This is a genomic window from Lentzea sp. NPDC055074 (assembly GCF_053608005.1).
On sequence record NZ_JBSGUQ010000019.1, the window covers coordinates 21,718 to 44,757 of the forward strand.

The 23,040-nt window shown below is 69.7% G+C and carries 23 protein-coding genes; 15 read left to right on the plus strand and 8 right to left on the minus strand.

Annotated features, from left to right (window positions below; genetic code table 11):
• Window positions 1-7 precede the first annotated feature (7 nt).
• Entirely contained in the window at window positions 8-3,520 is a 3,513-nt protein-coding gene (gene dnaE, locus ACWF7A_RS33765) for a DNA polymerase III subunit alpha (RefSeq protein ID WP_452254717.1), read from the plus strand.
• Here the strand turns inward: dnaE and ACWF7A_RS33770 are convergent.
• A complete protein-coding gene (locus tag ACWF7A_RS33770; RefSeq protein ID WP_452254562.1) occupies window positions 3,517-5,112 on the minus strand; it encodes an MOSC domain-containing protein in 1,596 nt (531 codons plus the stop codon). The genes dnaE and ACWF7A_RS33770 overlap by 4 nt on opposite strands.
• Complete coding sequence (locus ACWF7A_RS33775) at window positions 5,112-5,588, minus strand: CGNR zinc finger domain-containing protein (RefSeq protein ID WP_452254563.1); 477 nt, start codon at window positions 5,586-5,588, stop codon at window positions 5,112-5,114. The genes ACWF7A_RS33770 and ACWF7A_RS33775 overlap by 1 nt, the downstream gene beginning before the upstream one ends.
• Before the next feature lie 78 nt (window positions 5,589-5,666).
• Here ACWF7A_RS33775 and ACWF7A_RS33780 point away from each other — a divergent pair, with 78 nt between their 5' ends.
• From ACWF7A_RS33780 to ACWF7A_RS33805, 6 genes are read left to right on the plus strand one after another with little or no spacing between them, the layout of a single operon-like run.
• Window positions 5,667-6,521 carry a DUF427 domain-containing protein gene (locus ACWF7A_RS33780; protein WP_452254564.1) on the plus strand — a complete coding sequence of 285 codons (855 nt, stop codon included), beginning with the start codon at window positions 5,667-5,669 and terminating at the stop codon, window positions 6,519-6,521.
• Window positions 6,518-7,174 carry an SDR family oxidoreductase gene (locus ACWF7A_RS33785; RefSeq protein WP_452254565.1) on the plus strand — a complete coding sequence of 219 codons (657 nt, stop codon included), beginning with the start codon at window positions 6,518-6,520 and terminating at the stop codon, window positions 7,172-7,174. The genes ACWF7A_RS33780 and ACWF7A_RS33785 overlap by 4 nt, the downstream gene beginning before the upstream one ends.
• A gap of 1 nt (window position 7,175) precedes the next feature.
• The gene (locus ACWF7A_RS33790) at window positions 7,176-7,580 is read left to right on the plus strand and encodes a VOC family protein (protein WP_452254566.1); all 405 of its coding nucleotides are present in this window, start codon (window positions 7,176-7,178) and stop codon (window positions 7,578-7,580) included.
• Window positions 7,581-7,616: 36 nt separating this feature from the next.
• On the plus strand, window positions 7,617-8,822 hold the full coding sequence (locus ACWF7A_RS33795) for a cytochrome P450 family protein (protein WP_452254567.1): 1,206 nt from the start codon (window positions 7,617-7,619) through the stop codon (window positions 8,820-8,822).
• Between the two features lie 10 nt (window positions 8,823-8,832).
• A complete protein-coding gene (locus tag ACWF7A_RS33800) occupies window positions 8,833-10,089 on the plus strand; it encodes an adenosylmethionine--8-amino-7-oxononanoate transaminase (RefSeq protein WP_452254568.1) in 1,257 nt (418 codons plus the stop codon).
• Between the two features lie 11 nt (window positions 10,090-10,100).
• The gene (locus tag ACWF7A_RS33805) at window positions 10,101-10,616 is read left to right on the plus strand and encodes an RICIN domain-containing protein (RefSeq protein ID WP_452254569.1); all 516 of its coding nucleotides are present in this window, start codon (window positions 10,101-10,103) and stop codon (window positions 10,614-10,616) included.
• Here the strand turns inward: ACWF7A_RS33805 and ACWF7A_RS33810 are convergent.
• Window positions 10,613-10,855: a glutaredoxin family protein gene (locus ACWF7A_RS33810; protein ID WP_452254570.1), complete on the minus strand. Its 243-nt coding sequence runs from the start codon at window positions 10,853-10,855 to the stop codon at window positions 10,613-10,615. The genes ACWF7A_RS33805 and ACWF7A_RS33810 overlap by 4 nt on opposite strands.
• Before the next feature lie 36 nt (window positions 10,856-10,891).
• Here ACWF7A_RS33810 and bioD point away from each other — a divergent pair, with 36 nt between their 5' ends.
• From bioD to ACWF7A_RS33830, 4 genes are all read left to right on the plus strand, one after another.
• Window positions 10,892-11,611, plus strand: coding sequence for a dethiobiotin synthase (gene bioD / locus ACWF7A_RS33815; RefSeq protein WP_452254571.1), 720 nt, complete (start codon window positions 10,892-10,894; stop codon window positions 11,609-11,611).
• A gap of 68 nt (window positions 11,612-11,679) precedes the next feature.
• Window positions 11,680-12,696, plus strand: a complete 1,017-nt coding sequence (bioB, locus tag ACWF7A_RS33820; protein WP_189158691.1) for a biotin synthase BioB — start codon at window positions 11,680-11,682, stop codon at window positions 12,694-12,696.
• Entirely contained in the window at window positions 12,696-12,893 is a 198-nt protein-coding gene (gene bsaP / locus ACWF7A_RS33825; protein WP_452254572.1) for a biotin synthase auxiliary protein BsaP, read from the plus strand. The genes bioB and bsaP overlap by 1 nt, the downstream gene beginning before the upstream one ends.
• Window positions 12,894-12,906: 13 nt before the next feature.
• Complete coding sequence (locus ACWF7A_RS33830) at window positions 12,907-13,500, plus strand: DUF2567 domain-containing protein (RefSeq protein WP_452254573.1); 594 nt, start codon at window positions 12,907-12,909, stop codon at window positions 13,498-13,500.
• A 30-nt stretch (window positions 13,501-13,530) separates the two neighbouring features.
• On the opposite strand, the gene ACWF7A_RS33835 is transcribed toward ACWF7A_RS33830, so the two are convergent.
• From ACWF7A_RS33835 to ACWF7A_RS33850, 4 genes are all read right to left on the minus strand, one after another.
• On the minus strand, window positions 13,531-14,253 hold the full coding sequence (locus ACWF7A_RS33835) for a putative hydro-lyase (RefSeq protein ID WP_452254574.1): 723 nt from the start codon (window positions 14,251-14,253) through the stop codon (window positions 13,531-13,533).
• Window positions 14,250-15,494 (minus strand): MFS transporter, encoded by a 1,245-nt coding sequence (locus ACWF7A_RS33840; RefSeq protein WP_452254575.1) that lies wholly within the window; start codon window positions 15,492-15,494, stop codon window positions 14,250-14,252. Before ACWF7A_RS33840 ends, ACWF7A_RS33835 begins: the two co-directional genes overlap by 4 nt.
• 612 nt (window positions 15,495-16,106) lie before the next feature.
• Window positions 16,107-16,787 carry an LON peptidase substrate-binding domain-containing protein gene (locus ACWF7A_RS33845; RefSeq protein ID WP_452254576.1) on the minus strand — a complete coding sequence of 227 codons (681 nt, stop codon included), beginning with the start codon at window positions 16,785-16,787 and terminating at the stop codon, window positions 16,107-16,109.
• A gap of 10 nt (window positions 16,788-16,797) precedes the next feature.
• The gene (locus ACWF7A_RS33850) at window positions 16,798-17,493 is read right to left on the minus strand and encodes an NUDIX hydrolase (RefSeq protein WP_452254577.1); all 696 of its coding nucleotides are present in this window, start codon (window positions 17,491-17,493) and stop codon (window positions 16,798-16,800) included.
• A gap of 73 nt (window positions 17,494-17,566) precedes the next feature.
• On the opposite strand from ACWF7A_RS33850, the gene nadA reads away from it, so the two are divergent.
• The 3 genes from nadA to nadC are packed head-to-tail and all read left to right on the plus strand — an operon-like array spanning window position 17,567 to window position 21,044.
• The gene (nadA, locus tag ACWF7A_RS33855; protein ID WP_452254578.1) at window positions 17,567-18,586 is read left to right on the plus strand and encodes a quinolinate synthase NadA; all 1,020 of its coding nucleotides are present in this window, start codon (window positions 17,567-17,569) and stop codon (window positions 18,584-18,586) included.
• Entirely contained in the window at window positions 18,586-20,199 is a 1,614-nt protein-coding gene (locus ACWF7A_RS33860; RefSeq protein WP_452254579.1) for an L-aspartate oxidase, read from the plus strand. The genes nadA and ACWF7A_RS33860 overlap by 1 nt, the downstream gene beginning before the upstream one ends.
• The gene (nadC, locus tag ACWF7A_RS33865; RefSeq protein ID WP_452254580.1) at window positions 20,196-21,044 is read left to right on the plus strand and encodes a carboxylating nicotinate-nucleotide diphosphorylase; all 849 of its coding nucleotides are present in this window, start codon (window positions 20,196-20,198) and stop codon (window positions 21,042-21,044) included. The genes ACWF7A_RS33860 and nadC overlap by 4 nt, the downstream gene beginning before the upstream one ends.
• Here the strand turns inward: nadC and ACWF7A_RS33870 are convergent.
• Complete coding sequence (locus tag ACWF7A_RS33870) at window positions 21,015-21,440, minus strand: hypothetical protein (RefSeq protein ID WP_452254581.1); 426 nt, start codon at window positions 21,438-21,440, stop codon at window positions 21,015-21,017. The two genes, nadC and ACWF7A_RS33870, sit on opposite strands and share 30 nt — an antisense overlap.
• A gap of 99 nt (window positions 21,441-21,539) precedes the next feature.
• Between ACWF7A_RS33870 and ACWF7A_RS33875 the strand changes: the two genes are divergently transcribed.
• Window positions 21,540-23,039 (plus strand): ABC transporter substrate-binding protein, encoded by a 1,500-nt coding sequence (locus ACWF7A_RS33875; protein WP_452254582.1) that lies wholly within the window; start codon window positions 21,540-21,542, stop codon window positions 23,037-23,039.
• Window position 23,040 lies beyond the last annotated feature (1 nt).

Here is a 23,040-nt window from a genome sequence, read left to right on the forward strand (position 1 = left end):
GTACTCGATGCTCGACGGTGCGGCCAAGGTGGCCCCGCTGTTCGAGGAGGCCGAGCGGCTCGGCATGACGGCCGTGGGCATGAGCGACCACGGCAACATGTACGGGTCCGACGAGTTCTACCAAACGGCGATGAAGACCGGCATCAAGCCGATCATCGGCATCGAGGCCTACCTCGCGCCTCACAACCGCCTGCACAAGAAGCCGGTCGCCTGGGGCGACCCCGGCCAGCGCAGCGATGACATCTCCGGTGCCGGCGCGTACACGCACATGACGATGTGGGCGCGCAACGCGGACGGTCTGCGCAACCTCTTCCGGCTGCACACCGAGGCGAGCAAGACGGGCTACTACTACAAGCCCCGCATGGACCGCGAGCTCGTCTCGGAGCACGCCGACGGCATCATCGCGACGACCGGCTGCCCGTCCGGCGAGGTGCAGACCCGCCTGCGGCTCGGGCAGGTCGACGAGGCGTTCAAGGCCGCCGCCGACTACCAGGAGATCTTCGGCAAGGAGAACTTCTTCCTGGAGCTGATGGACCACGGCCTGGAGATCGAGCGCCGCGTCCGCGACGGTCTGCTGGAGATCAGCAAGAAGCTCGGCATCCCGCCGCTCGCGACGAACGACAGCCACTACGTCACCAAGGACCAGGCGGACACGCACTCCGCGTTGCTCTGCGTGCAGTCCGGCAAGATGCTGACCGACCCGAACCGGTTCAAGTTCGACGGCGACGGTTACTACCTGAAGTCGTCCGAGGAGATGCGGCAGATCTGGAAGGACCTGCCGGAGGCGTGCGACAACACGCTGCTCGTCGCGTCGATGGTCGAGTCCTACGACGACATCTGGAGCGTCAAGGACCGCATCCCGAACTTCGAGGTCCCCGAGGGCGAGGACCAGGCGTCGTGGTTCCGCAAGGAGATCCGGCGCGGCCTGGAGTGGCGGTTCGCCGGCAAGGAAGTTCCCGACGAGTACATCAAGCGCTGCGACTTCGAGGCCCAGGTCATCATCGACAAGGGCTTCCCGGCGTACTTCCTGATCGTCGCCGACCTGATCAGCTACGCCCGCAGCGTGGGCATCCGCGTCGGTCCCGGCCGTGGTTCGGCCGCGGGTGCCGCCGTGTCGTGGGCGATGGGCATCACGAACATCGACCCGATCCCGCACGGTCTGCTGTTCGAGCGGTTCCTGAACCCCGAGCGCACCGCCATGCCCGACATCGACATCGACTTCGACGACCGCCGGCGTGGCGAGATGATCCGCTACGCCAGCGAGAAGTACGGCGCCGACAAGGTCGCGCAGGTGATCACGTTCGGCACGATTAAGACGAAGGCGGCGCTGAAGGACTCGGCGCGCGTGCACCACGGTCAGCCGGGCTTCGCGATCGCCGACAAGATCTCCAAGGCGCTGCCGCCGCCGATCATGGCGAAGGACATCCCGCTCAACGGCATCGTCAACAAGAGCCACCCGCGCTACGGCGAGGCGGCCGAGGTCCGGTCGCTGCTGGAAACCGACGTGCAGGTGAAGGAGATCTTCGACACCGCGCTCGGTCTCGAGGGCCTGATCCGCAACGCGGGCGTCCACGCCTGCGCGGTGATCATGTCGAAGGACCCGCTGACGGAGTCCATCCCGCTCTGGTACCGCGACGACGGCTCGTTCATCACCGGCTGGGACTACCCGTCGTGCGAGAACATCGGCCTGCTCAAGATGGACTTCCTCGGGCTGCGCAACCTCACGGTCATGGGCGACGCGATCGAGAACATCGAGGCCAACCGCGGCAAGGACGCGGTCCCGGACTTCGACAAGCTCACGCTGGACGACCCGGAGACCTACGCGCTGCTCGGCCGCGGTGACACGCTCGGCGTGTTCCAGCTGGACGGCGGGCCGATGCGCGACCTGCTGCGCCGCATGCAGCCGACGACGTTCGAGGACATCGTCGCGGTCGGCGCGCTGTACCGCCCCGGTCCGATGGGTGTGAACGCGCACAACGACTACGCGGACCGCAAGAACGGCCGTCAGGAAGTCAAGCCGATCCACCCGCAGCTCGAGGAACCGCTCAAGGTGATCCTCGGCGAGACGCACGGTCTGATCGTCTACCAAGAGCAGATCATGTTCATCGCCCAGGAGGTCGCGGGCTACTCGATGGGCCGCGCGGACGTGCTCCGCAAGGCGATGGGCAAGAAGAAGGCCGAGGTCCTCGCGAAGGAGTTCGAGGGCTTCCAGCAGGGCATGCGCAACGACCCGCGCGGGTTCTCCGACGAGGCGATCCAGGCGCTGTGGGACACGATCCTCCCGTTCGCCGGCTACGCGTTCAACAAGTCGCACGCCGCCGCGTACGGCCTGATCTCGTACTGGACGGCGTACCTCAAGGCGAACTTCCGCGCCGAGTACATGGCCGCCCTGCTGACGTCGGTCGGTGACAACAAGGACAAGTCCGCGGTGTACCTCGCGGAGTGCCGCCGCCTGGGCATCAAGGTCCTCCCGCCGGACGTCAACGAGTCGGCGCTGCGCTTCGGTGCGGTCGGCACGGACATCCGCTTCGGCCTGGGCGCGATCCGCAACGTCGGCGCGAACGTCGTCGAGTCGATCATCAAGAGCCGCAAGGAGAAGGGCGCCTACACGTCCTTCACGGACTTCATGGACAAGTCCGAGCTCGTGGCCTGCAACAAACGTGTGATCGAGTCGTTGATCAAGGCGGGCGCGTTCGACGCGTTCGGCCACCCGCGGCTGTCGCTGATCCAGGTGCACGAGGACGCGGTCGACGCCGTCGTCCCGATCAAGCGCAAGGAGGCGGAGGGCCAGTTCGACCTGTTCGGCGGCGACAGCGCCGACGACCAGGACGACAGCACCTCTCCGTTGGCGCACCTCAAGTTCGGCACCGACGAGTACCCGCGCAAGCAGATGCTGAGCCTCGAGAAGGAGATGCTGGGGCTGTACGTGTCCTCGCACCCCCTCGACGGCGCGGAACGGATCCTGCGCAAGTTCGCGCCGAGGCCGATCGCGGTCGTGCTCGACGATCCGCCCAAGGAAGGCGAGCTGATCGTCTCGGGCATGATCTCGTCGATCGAGCGCCGGGTGAACAAGAACGGCCTGCCGTGGGCGATCACGGTCATCGAGGACCTGGACGCGTCCATCGAGGTGCTGTTCTTCCCGAAGTCCTACGAGGTGCTGCGCGACGACCTCGAGCTCGACTCGGCCGTGTGCGTGAAGGGCCGGGTGAACTGGCGCGAGGACAAGATGGCGATCTTCGGTGACGGAGTCGTCCCGCTCGACATCAGCGACGCGGAGGCGAACCCCGGCGCTGACCCGCCCCTCGTCCTCGGACTGCAGACCAAGACGCTGACGCCCGAGCTGATCGAGGAACTGAAGAGCGTGTTCAAGTCGCACGAGGGCCAGGTCGCCGTGCACCTGGAGGTGCAGAAGCGCGACAAGTCGAAGGAGATGCTGGTGGTGGGCAACTTCCGGGTCGACACGACGCCGTCGCTCTTCGGTGACCTCAAGACCATCCGCGGCATCACGATCCACCGCTAGAGATCGAGGACCAGGTCCGTCTCCGGTCGCGCGCAGCAGATCAGCGCGCTGCCGGGGGCCGGTGGTTCCAGCGGGTCCGGCCGGGTGGTCACCGTGCCGGACAGCACCGGGGTCACGCACGTGTGGCAGACGCCGGTGCGGCACGACCACCGGGTCGGCACGTCGCAGGCCTCGGCCAGGTCGAGCAGGGACGCGTCGTCGCGCCACGCCACCGTGAGTCCGCTGCGGGCGAACGTGATCTTCGGGCCGGTGCCTGCGGGAACGGGCTGGTGCGGGGCAACGGCGTCGGTGGCGACCAGGCCCGGGTTGATGGCCGTGCGGGCACCGAACAGCTCGCTGTGGATGCGGGCGGGGTCGAGGCCCCGTTCGATCAGTGCCTCACGCATGTCGGCCATGAAAGCGTTGGGGCCGCACAGATACGCGCTCGCGTTGGCGGGCAGATCGGCGAGGCTCGCGCGGGTGAGCCGGCCGTTGTCCGAGTAGTGGACGAGCTCGTGCGTGGGGTTGAGCGCGCGTACCTCGGCGGTGAAGGCGTGCTCGGCTGAGCGGGTGGTGTGCAGCCACCAGACCTCGCGGCCGCTGTCCTTCAGCGCGTGCAGCATCGCGAGCACCGGGGTGACGCCGACTCCCGCGGACAGCAGGATCACCGGTTCGTCGCCGGGGTGCAGCGTGAAGTCGCCTCGGGGAGCGGCGACGTCGAGCGTGTCGCCGGCCTTCAGGTGCTCGTGCAGCCAGGTGCTGACCACGCCGTCGCGTTTGACGCTGATCCGGTACGAGTCCGACGAGATCGAGTAGCTCCGCACTCCCGCCGGAGTGCGCACGGTCAGGTACTGGCCCGCCTCGGGACGCGGACCGTCCCCGGTGAGGTGGAACGACCTGATGGACGGGCTCTCCTGTGTGATCGCCTCGACCCGCAACGGCCGGAACCCCTCCCAGCCAACGGGTTCGGGCTCCGCAGGTGTCAGCAGGTCGTGGAACGAGCCCTGCCAGCCGGGGCTCAGCGCGGGGATGTCGACGGCCTTGCGGAGCTGCTCGGTGTCGCGGTCCGGCAGGTACAGCAACGCGTCGATCGTGGCGACGCTCATCCGGTGGCGCCCGACGCGGGTCCGGACGATCTCGTCGCCCGCCTGGACCTCGCCCTCGGTGATCACGCGCAGGTAGAAGCCGGGACGGCCGTGCGCGACCATCAGCGACGGCATGCGCGGTTCGTCCAGCCGCATGCCGACGCGGTAGCAGGTGACGCGCGGCTGGGTGACCTCGAACTCGGCCGTGCCGACGCGGTACCGGTCGCCGATGTGGACCTCGGTGTCGGCCAGGCCCTCGACCGTGAAGTTCTCCCCGAACTGGCCGTACTCGAACTCGCGACCCAGCTCGGTCCGCCAGTGCTCGTAGGACTCCCGCTGGTACACCAGCACCGCACGGTTCTCGCCGCCGTGCCCGCCGAGATCGCCTTGGCCGTCGCCGTCGATGTTGAGCCTGCGGACCGTCAACGGCCCGTCGACCGGCTGCTTGAAGATTCCGGTGTGGACGGTCCGGTCGTGCCACGAGACGTCCTTCGGCAGACCGACGTTGAGCGACAGCAGGCGGGCCATCACTGTTCTCCTCGCGTGCGCTGGTAGTGGCGGCGGGCCTTCATCCTGTTGCCGCACACCGCCATGGAGCACCACCGGGCGCTGTTCGGCTTGCTGTGGTCGATCAGGAACAGCCGGCAGTCGGGGTTCGCGCACGGCCGCAGCCTGCCCGGGCTCGACAGCCGCAGCGCGTCCCAGGCGAGCACGGCCCGTGCCGCCGCCGTACGTCCTTCGGGCAGGTCGAGGTGCCAGACCACGCCCGTCGAGTCGACGCCGGCCCGTTGCCGGACGCCCTCGACGAACGGGGCGAGCGCCGCCGCGTCCTCCTGCCCTCGCACCACGGCCTGCAGTGCGTCCCGTGCCGCGATCAGGGCGCGCAGCTCGTCGTCGGAGGCGGGCTGGTCGTGGGCCGCCAGCCAGCGCCGACCTTCCTCCGCGAGCACGTCGTGCTGCCCGTCGTCCAGCACGGGTGTCGTGTTCAGCAGGTCGAGCAGCATTCCTAACCTCCAAAGTGACCCTTGACAGGTTATAGGACCCTCTGTCTAACTAGCAACAATCATTTAAAAGGTTAGGAGATGCTCATGGGTCTGTCGTGGCAGCAAGGACCGTTGGGCACGAAGGCCGTGGGCCGGTTCCTCACGCCGGAACCGTTGCCGGAGCGGCTGTTGTTCGCCGAACCGCTGCGCCGCCGGATGCGCGTGAAGCACGGCGGGAAGTGGGTCGCGGACAGCGAGGACGTCGTGCTGCTGCACGAACCCGGCCGCTATCCGGTCGCGTACTTCCCGCGAGACGACGTCACGGGCCTCGAAGAGGAAGCGCGCACGACGAACCATCGCGACCTCGGCGCCACCACGTGGTTCGCGGTGGGGGACACGAAGCACGCGGCGTGGCAGCACGTCGACCTGCCGGCCCACGCGAGCGTGCTGGAGAGCAGGGTCGCGTTCGCTTGGCGCGCAATGGAAGCGTTCTACGAGGAGGACGAACGCATCGTCGGGCACGCGGCCGACCCCTACCACCGCGTCGACATCCGCCAGACCTCACGGCATCTCGTCGTCCGTGACGGCGACCGGGTCGTCGCGGACACGAAGAGGCCGCTGGCGCTGTACGAGTCGGGTTTCGCGCCGCGCTGGTACGTGCCGCGCGAGGACGTCGACGCATCGGCCCTGAAACTCGTCGAGGACGAGACCTTCTGCCCCTACAAGGGTTTGGCGAGTTACTACGACATCGGTGACCGCGAGCGCGCCGCCTGGTCGTACCCGGAGGCGTGGGCCGAGGTCGCGCCGGTGAAGGACTGGGTCTCGTTCGAACCGGACGTCGTCGACGTCTACCTCGATGACCGCAAGCTCGCCCTCGAGCCAGGGCAGACCGTGGTGCCGCACGGCGTCGACCGCGGCCTCACCCCGGAAGAGATCAAGGAGCAGCAGCGATGAAGGTGCTGGTCATCGGTCGCGACAGCGGCATCGCCGGGGCGGTGGCGGCGAAGGTGCGCGCCGCGGGTGGAGAGGTCGTCCTCGCCGGACGCGACCAGGACGAGCACGTCGACCTCACCGACGAGGGCAGCGTCGCCGCGCTCGCCGACCGGGTCGGGCGCGTCGACCACGTCGTGTCCACCGCGTCGGCCAGGGCCCGCGGCACCGTCGCGGACCTCGACCGCGACGCCGTGCGGGCCTCGTTCGACGTCAAGGTCATCGGCCCGATCCTGCTGGCCAGGCACTTCGCGCCGTGGATGCCGCGCGACGGCTCGTTCGTCTTCTTCTCCGGTGCCTCGGCGCGCAAGGTCATGCCGGGCATGCTCGCGGTCGGCGCCACCAATGCCGCCGTCGACGCGGTGACGAGGAGCCTCGCCGTCGAGCTCGCACCGATCCGGGTCAACGCGATCTCGCCCGGAACCGTCGACACCGGCGCCTACGACGGCCTCGGCGCGGAGAGGAAGGCCGCGCTGTTCGCGTCCCGTGAAGCCACCAGCCCCGCCGGCCGCGTCGGACGGGCCGAGGAGATCGCGGACGCGGTGTTCTTCGCGCTCACGAACACGTTCACGACCGGCGCCTCGCTGGGCGTCGACGGCGGCGAGGTGCTGGTCTGACGTGGACTACCGCATCGAGGTGCTCACGATCCCCGTCAGCGACGTGGACCGGGCCATCGCCTTCTACACGAAAATGGCCGGATTCGAGTTGGATGTCGACTATCGGCCCAATGACCACTTCCGCGTCGTTCAGCTCACTCCGCCGGGTTCGGGGTGTTCGATCCAGTTCGGCACGGGATTCGGCGCGTATCTCGTGGTGAGCGACATCGAGGCCGCGCATCGTGACCTGGCCGCGCGAGGCCTGGACGTGAGTCCGTTGCGGCACAAGGCCGGGATGCCCGAGTGGCAGGGCGGCTTCGTGCCCGGCAGGGACCCGGCACGCCGCAACCACGCCAGTTTCTTCGACTTCACGGACCTCGACGGGAACGTGTGGACAGTCCAGGAACGAGGGTCGCTCGAGAAATAGTGGCGAGGCCTGAGTAAACGGGGTTAACTGGGTGAGGTGACGACACTCACCCGGTTGCCCGCCGACTACGTCCAGAACCCGCACGAGGTGCACGACCTGTTGCGCGCCGAGGGTCCTGTGCGGGAAGTGATCCTGCCGCACGGTCTCAAAGCCTGGCTTGTCACTCGGTACGACGAGGCGAAGATCGCTCTCACCGACCCCAGGGTCAGCAAGAACATCCAGACCGGCGGCCACCTGATGGCCAAGCACGCCACCGAGACGCACGTGCGCCGCGAGGTCGAGCCCACGCTCGCCGTCCACATGCTCAACCTGGACCCGCCCCACCACACCCGCCTGCGCAAGCTCGTGACCAAGGCCTTCACCGCCCGCCGCATCGAGCTGATGCGCCCGCGGGTGGAGCAGATCTCGGCCGAGCTGATCGCGAAGCTGAACGACGGCGACGAGGTCGACCTGCTGGAGGTCTTCGCGTTCCCGCTGCCCATCACGGTGATCTGTGAGCTGCTCGGGATCCCGATCGACAACCGCGACGACTTCCGCGAGTGGTCCAACCAGCTGCTGTCGTTCGGCACGCCCGAGCAGGTCCAGGCCGCCGCGGGCGCGATGGCCGGTTTCCTGTACCAGCACGTCACGGCCATCGCCGAGGCCGAGCCGAACGACACGTTCTTCTCCGCACTCGTGCACGCCGACGACTCCGGTGACCGGCTGAACACCGAAGAGCTGATCTCGATGGCGTTCCTGCTGCTCGTGGCGGGCCACGAGACGACGGTGAACCTCATCGGCAACGCCGTGCTCTCGTTGCTCAAGAATCCGGACCAGCTGCAGATCCTCAAGGACCGCCCGGAGCTGATCCCGGCGAGCACCGAGGAGTTCCTGCGGCTCGAAGGGCCGGTCAACGTCGCGACCTTCCGCTACACCTTGGAACCCGTCGACCTCGGTGGCGTCACCGTGCCCGCCGACGAGATCCTCATGGTGTCGCTGATCGCCGCGAACCGGGACCCGCAGCGCTACGAGAACGCCGACCAGCTCGACGTGACGCGGTCCGCGCAGGGCCACGTGGCGTTCGGGCACGGCATCCACTTCTGCCTCGGCGCGCCGCTGGCCCGCCTGGAGTTCGACGTGGCGCTCACGCAGCTGCTGGCCCGGTTCCCGAACCTGACGCTCGCAGCCGTTCCGGAGACGCTGGGGTGGCGGGACAGCACGCTGATCCGCGGCCTGCACACCCTCCCGGTACGCCTCGCCTAACCTCAGCCGGGTGGACGACCTGCTGAAGCTCGACCAGGCGCACGTCTGGCACCCGTACGGCCCGATGCCGGGCACCCAGGAACCGCTGCTCGTCTCCGAGGCCTCGGGTGTCCGGCTGAAGCTCGCGGACGGCCGCGAACTGGTCGACGGCATGTCGTCGTGGTGGGCGGCCATCCACGGCTACCGCCACCCGGTGCTGGACGCGGCCGTCACCGGCCAGCTCGGCCGGATGAGCCACGTGATGTTCGGCGGGCTCACGCACGAGCCCGCCATCAGGCTCGCGGCGAAGCTCGTCGAGATCACGCCCTCGGACCTGCAGCACGTGTTCCTCTGCGACTCCGGCTCGGTGTCGGTCGAGGTCGCCGTGAAGATGTGCCTGCAGTACTGGCGTTCGCGGAACCGGCCGGAGAAGAGCCGCCTGCTGACGTGGCGCGGCGGCTACCACGGCGACACGTTCAACCCGATGTCCGTGTGCGATCCCGAGGGCGGAATGCATTCGCTGTGGCGTGGAATCCTGCCGCAGCAGGTGTTCGCGGACGCGCCGCCGGCCGAGATGGACACCGCGTACGTCCAGCACCTCGCGGACCTGATCGAAGAGCACGCCGGGGAGCTCGCCGCGATCATCGTCGAGCCGGTCGTGCAGGGCGCCGGGGGCATGCGCTTCCACGACCCGCGCTACCTGCACGTGTTGCGCGAGCTGGCCTATGCGCACGACGTGCTGCTGGTGTTCGACGAGATCGCCACGGGCTTCGGGCGCACCGGTGAGCTGTTCGCCGCCGACCACGCGAACGTAAGCCCGGACGTCATGTGTCTCGGCAAGTCGCTGACCGGCGGTTACATGACGATGGCCGCCACCCTGTGCACGTCGCGGGTCGCGGACGGGATCAGCAAGGGCGAGGTGCCGGTGCTCGCGCACGGGCCGACGTTCATGGGCAACCCGCTGGCCTCGGCGGTGTCGCTGGCGTCCATCGACCTGTTGCTGTCGCAGGACTGGAAGCGCGAGGTCGCCCGCATCTCCGCCGGGCTCTCGGCGGGACTGGCGCCTGCACGCGCGTTGCCCGGAGTTCGGGACGTACGAGTGTTGGGGGCCATCGGTGTTGTGCAACTGCACGAGCCCGTGGACATGGCCCGGGCCACCCGCGCCGCCGTCGACGAGGGCGTCTGGCTGCGGCCTTTCCGCGACCTGATCTACACGATGCCGCCGTTCGTCAGCACGGACGCCGACGTTGCACAGATCTGTTCCGCCGTGGTGGCCGCAGCCCGCTAGCGTTCCATCCCATGGGGAAGATCGCGGCCGCGCTGAGCGTGGCCATCCTGGCGCTGACGGGTCTCGCCGCACCGGCCCGGGCCGCGGACGAGCCGATCGTGTTCAGCAGGCTCACGGGGTCCATCGCCGGCGCCGGCGGGAAGATCTACTTCCAGGAACCGGGGAACAGGACGGACAAGTGCCTCGACGCGGCGCTGGAGGAGATCGACCGCGACGGCGGCAAGGTCCAGATGTGGAAGTGCGGCTTCGGCGGCGACGAGCAGATCTGGACCTGGGCGGAACACCCGCTGGGCGGTACCCAGATCATCAACAAGGCCAACGGCAAGTGCCTCGACGTCGCTCTCGAGGAGATCGACCAGGAGGGCGGCAGGCTGCAGCTGTGGCAGTGCACCGGCAGCATCGAGCAGGCGTGGTACGTCAGCCCTCACATGGGTGACCTGTTCCTCGACAGCCGGGCGACCAAGGGCTCGTTCGGGGCGCCGGGCGACTACGACGGCGCCCCCGTGGGCCTCTACCGCAAGAGCTAGACGCTGATCGCGGCCGCCAGCTGGGTGTCGGTCGGCTCGACCATCACATCCCCGTCCGGCAGCACCAGGACGGGGATGTTCTTGCGTCCGGAGAGCTCGATCGCGCGATCCCGCGCCTCGTCGTCGTTCTCGACGTCGACATAGGTGAACGGCACGTTGTTGCGGGTCAGCCACGACTTGGCCCGGCGGCAGTCGCCGCACCACTCGGCGCCGTACATCACGATCGGTTGCTCGGTCATGCCGTCACGGTATGTCACGTCCTAAGGTGAGTTCCTGTGAGCGTGCTGGTGATCACCGGAACCGGGACCGAGGTCGGCAAGACCGCCGTGACCGCGGGCATCGCGGCGCTGGCCAGGGCAGAAGGCAGACGGGTCGCGGTGCTGAAGCCCGCGCAGACCGGCCTGCTGCCCGGCGAGCCCGGCGACGTCGCGGAGGTGGCGCGGCTGGCGGGCGACGTGACGACCCGTGAGCTGGCGAGATACCCCGACCCGCTGGCGCCCGCGACGGCGGCGCGCAGGGCCGGGATGGCCACCGTGCACCCCCAGGACGTCGCCGCCGAGGTGACCGCGCTCGACGAGACCCACGACCTGGTGCTGGTCGAGGGCGCGGGCGGCCTGCTCGTCCGGTTCGACGAGGCCGGGTCGACGCTGGCGGACATCGCCTGGGCGGTGAACGCGCCCGTCCTGATCGTGGCCCAGGCGGGGCTCGGCACGCTGAACACGACGACTCTGACGGCCGAGGCGCTGCAACGGCGCGGGCTCGAGTCGATCGGGGTCGTCGTCGGCAGCTGGCCGTCGCACCCGGACCTCGCGTCGCTGACCAACCTGGCGGATCTGCCCGAGGCGGCGGGCGCTCCCCTGCTCGGCGCGCTGCCGCAAGGTGTGACGAAGCTCGGCCCCGTGGACTTCCTCGCGGTCGCCAAGAGATCGTTTTCACCCTGGTTCGGGGGTGCGTTCGACCCGGACACGTTCGCGGCTCAGTTCGCGGTCCAGTGACCTACGTCGCTGCACGATGAAGGATTCAGTGCGGCATAGTGCACGCCAGGCCACAGGAGGAGGAGAACGTGACCGCAGCGCCGGAACAGATCGACGTGCTCGACGAAGCTCGTGAGCAGGTGCTCGAACGAGGCGTCGGGCTCACCGAGGCTCAGGTGCTGAAGGTGCTGGAGCTCCCCGAAGAGCGCATCCCGGACCTGCTCGCACTCGCGCACGAGGTCCGCGAACGCTGGTGCGGCCCCGAGGTCGAGGTCGAGGGCATCGTCTCGCTCAAGACCGGCGGCTGCCCCGAGGACTGCCACTTCTGCTCGCAGTCGGGCCAGTTCCCCTCGCCCGTGCGGTCGGCGTGGCTCGACATCCCCGGACTGGTGCGCGCGGCGCGGCAGACCCGCGACACCGGCGCGACCGAGTTCTGCATCGTCGCGGCCGTGCGCGGCCCGGACAAGCGGCTGCTCTCGCAGGTGCGCGACGGCATCAAGGCCATCCGCGCGGACGGCAACGACATCCAGATCGCCTGCTCGCTCGGCATGCTCACGCAGGAGCAGGTCGACGAGCTCGTGGCGATGGGCGTGCACCGCTACAACCACAACCTCGAGACGGCCCGCTCGCACTTCCCGGAGGTCGTGACCACGCACTCCTGGGAGGAGCGCTGGGACACGCTGCGGATGATCCGCGACGCCGGCATGGAGGTCTGCTGCGGCGGCATCATCGGCATGGGGGAGACGCTGGCGCAGCGCGCGGAGTTCGCCGTGCAGCTCGCCGAGCTCGAGCCCGACGAGGTCCCGCTCAACTTCCTCATCCCGAACCCCGGCACGCCGTACGAGAACTACCCGGTCGTCGAGGGCGCCGAGGCGCTGCGCACGGTCGGCGCGTTCCGGCTCGCGCTGCCCCGCACGATCCTGCGGTTCGCGGGCGGGCGTGAGCTGACGTTCGGCGACCTGGGCGCGAAGCAGGGCATGCTCGGCGGCATCAACGCGATCATCGTCGGCAACTACCTGACGAACCTCGGCCGCCCGGCGCAGCAGGACCTCGACATGCTCGAAGAGCTGTCGATGCCCATCAAGGCGCTGAGCCAGACCCTGTGATGATCACGACCATGTACTGCTCCTTCTGCGGCAAAGAGGAAGCTGACGGCGACCACGCGTTCTGCCGTCAGCGCCTGTCGATGATCGACCCGCCGCGGTACTGCCCGGAATGCGCGCGCCGCATGGTCGTCCAGGTGACCCCGGACGGCTGGACGGCGCGCTGCAGCCGCCACGGAGAGACCGCGTCGGCTCGGTAGTAACCTCTCGCGAATGGACGAGAACGCAGCGCCGGTGCGCATCGAACCCGTGCCGGAGCCGCCGTACGTCTACCACTACTACCCCCGGCCACGGCCGAAGGTGGTGGTGAAGCGGGACCTGCTGCCGGGCCTCGTGGTGGCGCTGACGACGTTCGCCTTCGGGCTGCCCGCCGCGTACCTGTGGTCGTGGCTCGCGCCGGCCCAGCTCAAGATCGTCTCGGCGCAGGACAGCAAGTTCTACCCGATCGGGGTGGAGAGCTACCACCGGCTCGACGCGCTGATGGTGTTCGTGCTGATCGGTCTCGGCGCCGGGGTGATCACGGGCATCGCGACGTGGCTGCTGCGGCAGCGGCGCGGGCCGGTCGTGATGCTGGGGATGACCGCCGGGTCGTTCGCGGCGGGCTGGTTCGCGCAGTTCCTCGGCGGCTCGCTGGCCGCGGGCGCGTACCCGATGCCGTCGACGATCAAGGCGAACGACACGTTGCTCGTCGCGCCCGCCCTGGAGACGTGGTGGGGGATCATGGCGTGGCCGCTGGGCGCCGCGCTGGCCTACGGCTGCTGTGCGGCGTGGAACGGCCTGGACGACCTGGGACGACGCCTCGGCTGAGGTGCTCCGGGGCGCCGTCCTCGTGCCCGCCTATCCGACGCGGTAGGCGAAGTCGGGCATGTCGGTCACGAACATCTGGCCGGGCGCGTGCGTGATCGCGAACGGCGGCTTCGACTTCATCAGCACGGCCTGGGGAGTCACCCCGCACGCCCAGAACACCGGCACGTCACCGGGTTCGTGCTCGATCGCGTCGCCGAAGTCCGGTGCGTCGACGTCCCTGATCCCCAGCATCCTGGGGTCTCCCGCGCCGACCGGTGCCCCGTGCACCGACGGCATGAGGGCGGTGACCTTGTGCGCCATGTCCACAAGGGACTCCGGGATCCAGCGCATCGACACGACCATCGGGCCGTGCAGCCTCCCCGCGGGCCGGCACTGGATGTCGGTGACGAACATGGAGACGTTCTTCTTCTGATCCACGTGCCTGAGCGGCACACCCGCGTTGGTCAGCGCCGTCTCGAACGTGAAGCTGCAGCCGATCAGGAACGTCACCAGGTCGTCACGCCAGTAGCCGGTGGCGTTCTCGGGTTCGGCCACCAGTGCGCCGTTCTCCCAGATCCGGTACTGCGGCGCGTGCGTGCGCACGTCGGCGTCCTGCTTGAGCGCGCTGACCGTCTCGCCCGCGTCCAGCACGTCGAGCACCGGGCACGGCTTGGGGTTGCGGTGGGTGAAGAGCAGGAAGTCGTACGCCCAGTCCTTCGGGATGGCGATCAGGTTGGCCTGGGCCTGGCCCGGCGCTTGTCCCGCGGTCGTCATTCGAGCTCCTTGTTGACCGTCTCCGGCAGCCAGATGAGTGCGACGACGGCGATCCCGTACGCGGCCGCCCCGAACAGCATCGCACCACCGATGCCCATCCGGTCGGCCATGAACCCGACCAGCCCGGGGAACACCGCGCCGAACGCGCGCCCGAAGTTGTAGGTGAAGCCCTGGCCCGTGCCGCGCAGGTGCGTCGGGTAGAGCTCGGACAGGTAGCTGCCGAACCCGCTGAAGATCGCGGACATGCAGAACCCGAGCGGGAAGCCGAGGAACATGACCAACGTGTTGGCACCGTTGGGAATCTGCGTGTACGCCACGATCAGCAACGCACTCGCGACCGCGAAGAGGACGAAGGTCTTCTTGCGTCCCAGGTAGTCCGTGAGATAACCGCCGCACACGTACCCGATCCACGCGCCGGTGATGAGGAACGCGAGGTACCCGCCCGTGCCGATGATCGTGAGGCCGCGCCCGGTCTGCAGGAACGCCGGCAGCCAGCTCGCGAGCGTGTAGTAGCCGCCCTGCACACCGGTCGCGAGGAGCCCGGCGAACAACGTGGTCTTGAGCATCCCGCCCTGGAAGATCTTGGGGAACGTGCCCTTCGGCCGGGGCTGCGCCTTGACCTCGGGGGCGTCGTCGACGTTGCGGCGCACGTAGAAGATGAGGACCGCGGGCAGCGCACCCGTCCAGAACATGATCCGCCAGCTGATCGCCGGATCCGCGAAGCTCGCCACGAGCGTGTTGACGACGACCGCGAGCCCCCAGCCCACGGCCCACGCGCTCTGGATGAACGCGACCGTGCGCCCGCGGTACTGCGGCTTGCAGTACTCGGCCACGAGGATCGCCCCGGCCGCCCACTCGCCACCGAAGCCGAGTCCCTGCAGCGCACGGAAGATCAGCAGGGTCTCGTAGTTGGTCGCGAAGCCGCACAGGACCGTGAAGAACGCGTACGCCGCCACCGTGATGATGAGCGTTTTCGAGCGGCCGAACCGGTCGGCCATGACGCCCGCGACCGCGCCGCCGATGGCGCTCATCAGCAGCGTGCTGGTGCCCAGCAGGCCGGCCTCGGCCTTGGTGAGGCCGAAGTAGCCGGTGATCGCGACCAGGCTCAGGGGCAGGACCCAGTAGTCGTACGAGTCCAGTCCGTAACCGCCGAAGGCGCCGACGAACGCGCGCCTGCCCTTCTGGCCGAGACTGCGGAACCAGGCGAAACGGCCTGTGTCCTCGGTCGTGGACGTGCTCATGGGACACCTCGCAGCGTGGTGGAGGAGTGGTCGAGTGTGATGTGGGACTCAGAGTAAGGATTGTTCAACAATCCCACAAGGCCACAATTCAACGATCCGACGATCGGTGGGTGGGGGATGCGCTGGGTGGCGTCGGTGGGTGCGGCTCAACGGGGTGGCGGGGCGAGCCAGCGGGGCTTGGTGGGAGCGGTCACCGGGCGGCGGCCGGGTTTGACGGGCGGGGATGCGCGGGGCTCCGCTGGAGAGCCGATCAGCCGGGGCGCGCCCTCCGACCGGGAGTGGCGGCGGGAAGGCGAAGGCGGCGGGCCGGGGTCGGCGGGCAGCGCACTCGTGGCTTGCCGCCCGGGAAGCACTCCTCGGGAACGGCTTCGGCAGCCTGCGGCGAAGGGCTCAGCAGCCCGAAGTCGCTTCCATCAGGGCGAGAAGCGACGCGCAACCCTCAAGGCGCGCGAGAGCCGCACACAACCTCACCCTCAGGGCGCGCGAGAACCGCACGCAACCTCACCGAAACGCGAGAAATCGCGCGCAGCCTTCAGAATGCGACCCGCCAAGGGCCCCGCGACCTCGCATCGAGCGAGCCCCAGCAGGTGCCCGAACTCCGGCACCCCGGCCTCAGTTGGGGCTGGGCACGTGCCCGAACTCCGTCAACGGCACCGGAACCGCCTTCAGGGTGGACAAGATCCCGGTCTCCCGGTGCAACATCCGCCGAACCAACCGCAACCGCCGAGCCGGCGACCTCTCCTCCAGCAGCCGCTGCCGATCCTCCACAGGCAACAGGCAGTCGGCGGCCAGCAGATAAGACAGATCCCCCAACGGAACATCGTCCGAAGGCGCGGACCAGTCCTCCCGATGCCAGGCGGCCCCGCAGTACCGTTCGTGCGCCGCCCGAGCCCCGCGCTCCAGGATCGGCACGACCTCCAGGGCGGCCTCGGGCACCGGAGCGTCGTCCAGGTAGTCGACGTGGGCCAGCAGGTACGGCGCGGTCGTCGTGTCCACGTCCAGCAGCCGGAACCGGCGCACTCCGCGCGTCACGATGTCGAAGCGGCCCTCGGGCAGCGGTCGGGCGTCGAGCAGGTCCGCCGAGCAGCCGATGTCCTGCAACGAGTGGACGTTGTCGGCGCCGACCTCCCAGCCCTGCTTGATGCTCACGATGCCGAACGTCCGCCCGAACAGCGAGCCCGTCATCAGGTCCACGACGAGCTGGCGGTAGCGAGGTTCGAAGATGTGCAACGGCAAAGACGCCCCTGGCAGCAGCACGGTGCCCAGGGGGAACAACGGAAGCGTCTCTGCCACTCGCACAACGTTACGTGGTGCCACCGCCGCCCGCCGGACGGCCGGATCCCGGCGGTCTCAGCACGGCGAACGGATCGGTCACCTTGATTCCCTTGGCGCTGAACCGGAACAGGGCGGCGGGGCGGCCGCCGGACGGGCCGGGGGGAGCGGTACCGCCAGTTGGCTCCAGCAGGAGTCGCCGCGAGAGGACCCGCTGCAGGTTCGTCGCGGACACCCGGTACCCCAGGGCCGCGGAGTAGTGGTCGCGCAGCAGGGAGATCGTGAACTCCGGTGGCGCGAGGGCGAAGCCGACGTTCGTGTACGACAGCTTCGAGCCGAGCCTGTGCCTCGCCCGGGCGACGATCGAGGCGTGGTCGAACGCCATCGCGGGCAGCTTGTCGACGCAGTGCCAGGCCGTGTCCGAAGGGACCTCGGGATCCACGTCCGACGGGACCAGTCCGAGGAACGCGGTCGCCACGACGCGGGGCGCGGGGACTCGGTCGGGGGCGCTGAAGACGGCCAGCTGTTCGACGTGTGACAACTGTCGCACGTCGACTTTCTCCGCCAGCTGACGGCGAATGGAGGACTCGACGTCCTCGTCCACCCTGAGCTCGCCACCCGGCAGCGACCAGCGGTGAGCGTGCGGTTCCCGTGCGCGCTCCCACAGCATGACCTGGAGTGACGCACCTCTCACCCGCAACACAGCGGCCAGAACTTCGTGCCCCACACCTGCCACCTGGCTGATACTATCGGCCACGTTTTCGACCAACAGGCGAAAACCCTGGATCGAGGAGGCAGTGATGGTCGCTACCGCAACCGTGGAGCGAACCGCGTCGGGTGTGTACGGCGGAGTCGAGCCGAACGCCGCGTGGCGGGACGAGGTGCTGCGCCTCGCGAAGGAGCGGGATGCCGTCATCCTGGCGCACAACTACCAGCTGCCCGAGATCCAGGACATCGCCCACCACACCGGCGACTCCCTCGCGCTGAGCCGGATCGCCGCGCAGTCCGACGCGCAGACCATCATCTTCTGCGGCGTGCACTTCATGGCCGAGACCGCGAAGATCCTCGCGCCGCAGAAGACCGTGCTGATCCCGGACGAGCGCGCGGGTTGCTCCCTCGCCGACTCGATCACCGGCGCGCAGCTGCGCGAGTGGAAGGCCGAGCACCCCGGCGCCGTCGTCGTGTCGTACGTGAACACCACGGCCGAGGTGAAGGCCGAGACGGACATCTGCTGCACGTCCTCGAACGCCGTCGACGTGGTGCGCTCGATCCCGGCCGACCGCGAGGTGCTGTTCTGCCCGGACCAGTTCCTGGGTGCGCACGTCAAGCGCGAGACCGGCCGCGAGAACCTGCACATCTGGGCCGGCGAGTGCCACGTCCACGCCGGCATCAACGGCCCCGAGCTGGCCGAGCGCGCCGCCGCGAACCCGGACGCGGACCTGTTCATCCACCCCGAGTGCGGCTGCGCCACGAGCGCGCTCTACCTGAGCGGCGAGGGCATCGTCCCGGCGGAGAAGGTCAAGATCCTCTCGACCGGCGACATGATCACCGCGGCCCGCAGCACCAAGGCCACCAAGGTGCTCGTCGCGACCGAGGTCGGCATGCTGCACCAGCTGCGCAAGGCCGCCCCGGAGATCGACTTCCGCGCCGTCAACGACCGCGCGTCCTGCACCTACATGAAGATGATCACGCCGGCCGCTCTGCTGCGGTGCGTGCGCGACGGCCTGGACGAGGTGCACGTCGACCTGGAGACCGCCAAGCGCGCCCAGGGCGCCGTGCAGCGCATGATCGAGATCGGCCAGCCCGGCGGCGGTGAGTGATGGCCGCGCGCTGGGAGGCGCGAGCCGACCTGATCGTGGTCGGCACGGGCGTGGCGGGTCTGACCGCCGCGCTGCGGGCTCGTGAGCTGGGCCTGCGGGTCCTGGTCGTCACGAAGGCCGCGGGGGACGACGGCAACACGCGCTGGGCGCAGGGCGGTGTCGCCGTCGTCATGGAGGACCAGCACGACCCCGGCGACTCGGTCGCCAGGCACGTCGAGGACACGCTGACGGCGGGCGCGGGCCTCTGCGACGACACGGCCGTCGCGGCGATCATCACCGACGGCCCCGCGGCCGTCGCGAAGCTGCGTGAACGCGGTGCCGTGTTCGACGCGAAGCCGGACGGCCTGCTCGAACGCACCCGGGAAGGCGGCCACAGCGCGTTCCGCGTCGTGCACGCCGGCGGTGACGCCACCGGTGCCGAGGTCGAGCGCGCGCTGCTCAAGGCCACTGTGGACGGACGGGTTCCCCTGCTGGAGAACCACGTCGCGGTCGACGCGGTGAAGACGCCGCTCGGTGCGGTGGCCGGACTCCTGGTGCTCGACGGCAACGGCGTGCCCGGCGTGCTGACCGCGCCCGCCGTGCTGCTGGCGACCGGCGGCCTCGGCCAGATGTACCAGGCGACCTCGAACCCTTCCGTGGCAACGGGTGACGGCCTGGCGCTGGCACTGCGGGCGGGCGCGCTGGCCGCGGACGTCGAGTTCATCCAGTTCCACCCGACCGTCCTCTACACGGGCCGTGGCGCCCGTGGCCGCTGCCCGCTCGTCACGGAGGCCGTGCGCGGCGAGGGCGCCGTGCTGGTCGACGCGACCGGCGCCCGCGTGATGAAGGGCGTGCACCCGCTGGAGGATCTGGCCCCGCGCGACGTCGTGGCCGCCGCGATCACCCGGCACATGGCCCTGGAACCGGGCGGCGTCGACGACCACGTCTTCCTGGACGCGACGGCGTTGCACGACATGGCGACGCGCTTCCCGACGGTGTACTCGGCGTGCGTCTCGGTCGGCGTCGACCCGTCCGTGGACCCGATCCCCGTCGCCCCGGCGGCGCACTTCGCCTGCGGTGGCGTGGTGTCCACCGTCGACGGGCGCACCGGCGTGACCGGCCTGTACGCGGTCGGCGAGGTCGCCCGCACGGGCCTGCACGGCGCGAACCGCCTGGCCTCCAACAGCCTGCTCGAAGGCCTGGTCTGCGGCACCCGTGCCGCCGAGACCGTCGCCGCGGACCTCGCGATCGGCCTGATCGCGCCCGCGCGTGCCACCGAGGTCTCGCTGCCCACCGCTCCCGTGGCGGACCGCGACCTGCTGCAGCGCGTGATGTCCCGCTACGCCGCCATCGGCCGCGACGCCGAGGGCCTGGCCGTCGTCGGCTCGGTGCTCGACGTGTCCACTGTGGACAAGCAGTTGGAGTCGCGCGAACTGGTCGAGGACGCCGCTCTCACCACGGCGGCCCGCGCCCTGATCGCCGCGGCCCAGCAACGCACCGAGTCGCGCGGCTGCCACGTCCGCACGGACTTCACCGAGCGTTCTCCGGCGTGGCAACGCAGTCAGCTCGTCCGGCTCACCCCGACCGGTCAGCCCGTGCTGGCCGATCCTGTTCTCGCAGAGGGTGTCGCATGACCATCGACCCGACCATCGACTGGGACGACGCGAACCGGGTCATCCAGCTCGCGCTGGAGGAGGACCTCCGCTACGGCCTCGACGCCACGACGCTGGCGACCGTGCCCGAGAAGGCCGTCGCCACCGCCGAGATCACCCCGCGCGCGGCGGGCGTGCTGTGCGGCGTCTCCGTCGCCCGCACGGCTTTCCAGCGCTACCTGCCCGAGGTCGAGGTGCTCTCCGAGGCGCAGGACGGCGACAAGGCGGTCCCCGGCGAGCCGGCGCTCGTGCTGACCGGGCCGACCCGCGGTCTGCTCACGGTCGAGCGCACGGCGCTGAACCTGATCTGCCACCTGTCCGGCATCGCGACGCGGACCGCGCGCTGGGTGACCGCGATCGAGGGCACCGGCGCGGCCGTCCGCGACTCGCGCAAGACGTTGCCGGGCCTGCGCCTGCTGCAGAAGTACGCGGTGCGCGCCGGCGGCGGCGTGAACCACCGCATGGGCCTCGGCGACGCGATCCTCATCAAGGACAACCACGTCGCTGCGGCCGGGTCGGTCGGCGCCGCGATCCGGGCGGCCCGCGCGCACGCGCCCGAGTTGCTGATGGAGGTCGAGGTCGACAGCCTCGACCAGCTCGACGAGGCGCTCGCCGAGGGCGCTGAACTGGTGCTGCTGGACAACTTCACGCCCGAGCAGTGCGCCAGGGCCGTCGAGCGACGTCCGGACGGGGTGAAGCTGGAGGCGTCCGGCGGGCTCACGCTGGACGTGGCCCGCGCGTACGCCGAGACCGGCGTGGACTACCTCGCGGTGGGCGGCCTCACGCACTCCAGCCCGTCACTCGACCTCGGCCTCGACCTTCGCTAGCGGCCGGTACCGCTCGACGCTCACGTGCTGGACGCCGGGGAAGTTCTGCACCCGGCGCCAGTCGGCGGTGCTCGAACCGACGCCGCCACCGGTGGACACCGCGTCGACGTGGTCGGCGGCACTGACCCACTCCGCGTAGTTGACGACGCGCCTGCCGTCGTCCCTGATGTGGAAGGCGGCCGAGATGCCGCCGGGGTGCGGGTTCGGCTCGCTGGCGAGTGCCACGAAGACCGAGTCGACCCACGCCCGCGCGGTCTCCTCGTTCTCGGTGTCCACGGTGACGAGCACGACGCAGCCGGCCTCCCGGCGGTCGCGCGGGTCACCGGAGCGGTAGAGCGTGAAGCCGTCGAGGTCCTTGCGGTCGCGGACGAAGGCGGGCAGTTCGGGAAGAGTCATGCCCCTCATCCTGTTGTCTCGACCTAGCTGGAGGTCAAGCGCCGGCGACACCGGCCGACTCACGGCGGGGCGGACCGGGATCACTGTAGGGTCCGAGACGTGCGTTCCCCACTGCTCCTAGTCGTGTTGCTGGCCGTCGCGGGCTGCACCGAGACCGCCACACCCCGCCCGGACGGTGGGTCGAACGGCACCTCGATCGTGCTGGCCGACCGCGACGAGCCGACGACGTTGAACCCGCTGCTCGGCTACGGCGCGCAGGGCGTCTCGAAGATCTACGACGGGCTGGTCGAGCACCGCCAGGACGGGTCGCTGACCCCGCAGCTCGCCGCCGACCTGCCCGACCCGTCGGCGGACGGCCTGAGCTGGACCGTCAAGCTGCGCGGCGACGTGAAGTTCACCGACGGCAGCACGTTCGGCGCGGAGGACGTCGTCGCGACCTACACCGCGGCGCTGCAGAACCCGGTCAAGGACCGCTTCAGCACCCTCAAGGGCGTCGAGCAGCTCGACCCGTCGACGGTCCGCTTCACCCTCACCCAGACGCAGGCCGCGTTCCCGCACCTGCTCGTGCTGGGCATCCTGCCGAGCGAGCAGGCGAATCCGGCCGGGCAGCCCGTCGGCACCGGCCCGTACAAGGTCACCGAGTGGAAGAAGGGCGACCGGCTGCTGCTGGAGTCCAACGACGCGTACTTCGACGGCGCGCCGAAGGTCAAGAAGGTGACGGTCGTCTTCGTCACCGACGACAACCAGCGCGCCCGCCGCATGCAGGACGGCGAGTTCGACGGCACGGTGCTGCCGCCCAAGATCGCCACGCAGTTCGCCGGCAGGTCCGGCCTGCAGGTCAACTACCACCGCAGCGCCGACTACCGCGCCGTGCGGCTGCCCGCGGCCAACGCCGTCACCGGCAACGCGTCCGTCCGCCTCGCGCTGAACTTCGCCGCGAACCGCCAGGCCATGATCGACAGCCTGCTGGAGGGCAAGGGCACCATCGCGTACACGCCGGTGCCGGACGCGCTGGCCGAGGAGTTCGACCCGACCGCGAAGTTCCGCTTCGACAAGAACGAGGCGACGCGGCTGCTCGACGTGGGCGGCTGGGTGCCCGGCGCGGACGGCATCCGGGTCCGCGAGGGCGTCGCGGCCCGCTTCACGCTGATGTACCCGCTGGGCGACGACCTGCGCGCGGACCTGGCCACGGCGTTCGCCGCCGATGCCAAGGCCGTGGGCGTCGACGTGCAGCTCGCGGGCCTGTCGTGGGAGGCGATCCGCCCGCGCATGGCCCAGGACGCGCTGCTGTTCGGCGAGGGCTCGCCGTTCGACCCGGACCTGATGCTCTACGACCTGCGCGGCCAGGGCAGCCCCGCCGCCGACGCCGCGCTCGAGAACGGCCGCAGGCTGATCGACCCGGCGCAGCGGGCCGTCGCGTACAAGCTCTTCCAGCAGGCGTTCGTCTCCGCGCCGTCGATGGCGGTGCTGGTCTTCCCCGAGCACGCGTACGTGATGCGCGACTCGTGGAACGGCTACCAGCCCGTGGTCGACCCGAACTCCTACGGCGCGCTGGCCTGGGGCCCGTGGTGGAACCTGGAGAAGTGGGAGCCCAAGTAGG

Bases quoted from the DNA above. Each gene is read 5' to 3' on its own strand.
- dnaE (WP_452254717.1), top strand. From the start codon at position 8: ATGCTCGACGGTGCGGCCAAGGTGGCCCCGCTGTTCGAGGAGGCCGAG.
- ACWF7A_RS33770 (WP_452254562.1), bottom strand. From the start codon at position 5,112: ATGGCCCGCCTGCTGTCGCTCAACGTCGGTCTGCCGAAGGACGTCTCG.
- ACWF7A_RS33775 (WP_452254563.1), bottom strand. From the start codon at position 5,588: ATGCTGCTCGACCTGCTGAACACGACACCCGTGCTGGACGACGGGCAG.
- ACWF7A_RS33780 (WP_452254564.1), top strand. From the start codon at position 5,667: ATGCTCATGGGTCTGTCGTGGCAGCAAGGACCGTTGGGCACGAAGGCC.
- ACWF7A_RS33785 (WP_452254565.1), top strand. From the start codon at position 6,518: ATGAAGGTGCTGGTCATCGGTCGCGACAGCGGCATCGCCGGGGCGGTG.
- ACWF7A_RS33805 (WP_452254569.1), top strand. From the start codon at position 10,101: ATGGGGAAGATCGCGGCCGCGCTGAGCGTGGCCATCCTGGCGCTGACG.
- ACWF7A_RS33810 (WP_452254570.1), bottom strand. From the start codon at position 10,855: ATGACCGAGCAACCGATCGTGATGTACGGCGCCGAGTGGTGCGGCGAC.
- bsaP (WP_452254572.1), top strand. From the start codon at position 12,696: ATGATCACGACCATGTACTGCTCCTTCTGCGGCAAAGAGGAAGCTGAC.
- ACWF7A_RS33830 (WP_452254573.1), top strand. From the start codon at position 12,907: ATGGACGAGAACGCAGCGCCGGTGCGCATCGAACCCGTGCCGGAGCCG.
- ACWF7A_RS33835 (WP_452254574.1), bottom strand. From the start codon at position 14,253: ATGACGACCGCGGGACAAGCGCCGGGCCAGGCCCAGGCCAACCTGATC.
- ACWF7A_RS33840 (WP_452254575.1), bottom strand. From the start codon at position 15,494: ATGAGCACGTCCACGACCGAGGACACAGGCCGTTTCGCCTGGTTCCGC.
- nadA (WP_452254578.1), top strand. From the start codon at position 17,567: ATGGTCGCTACCGCAACCGTGGAGCGAACCGCGTCGGGTGTGTACGGC.
- ACWF7A_RS33860 (WP_452254579.1), top strand. From the start codon at position 18,586: ATGGCCGCGCGCTGGGAGGCGCGAGCCGACCTGATCGTGGTCGGCACG.
- nadC (WP_452254580.1), top strand. From the start codon at position 20,196: ATGACCATCGACCCGACCATCGACTGGGACGACGCGAACCGGGTCATC.
- ACWF7A_RS33870 (WP_452254581.1), bottom strand. From the start codon at position 21,440: ATGACTCTTCCCGAACTGCCCGCCTTCGTCCGCGACCGCAAGGACCTC.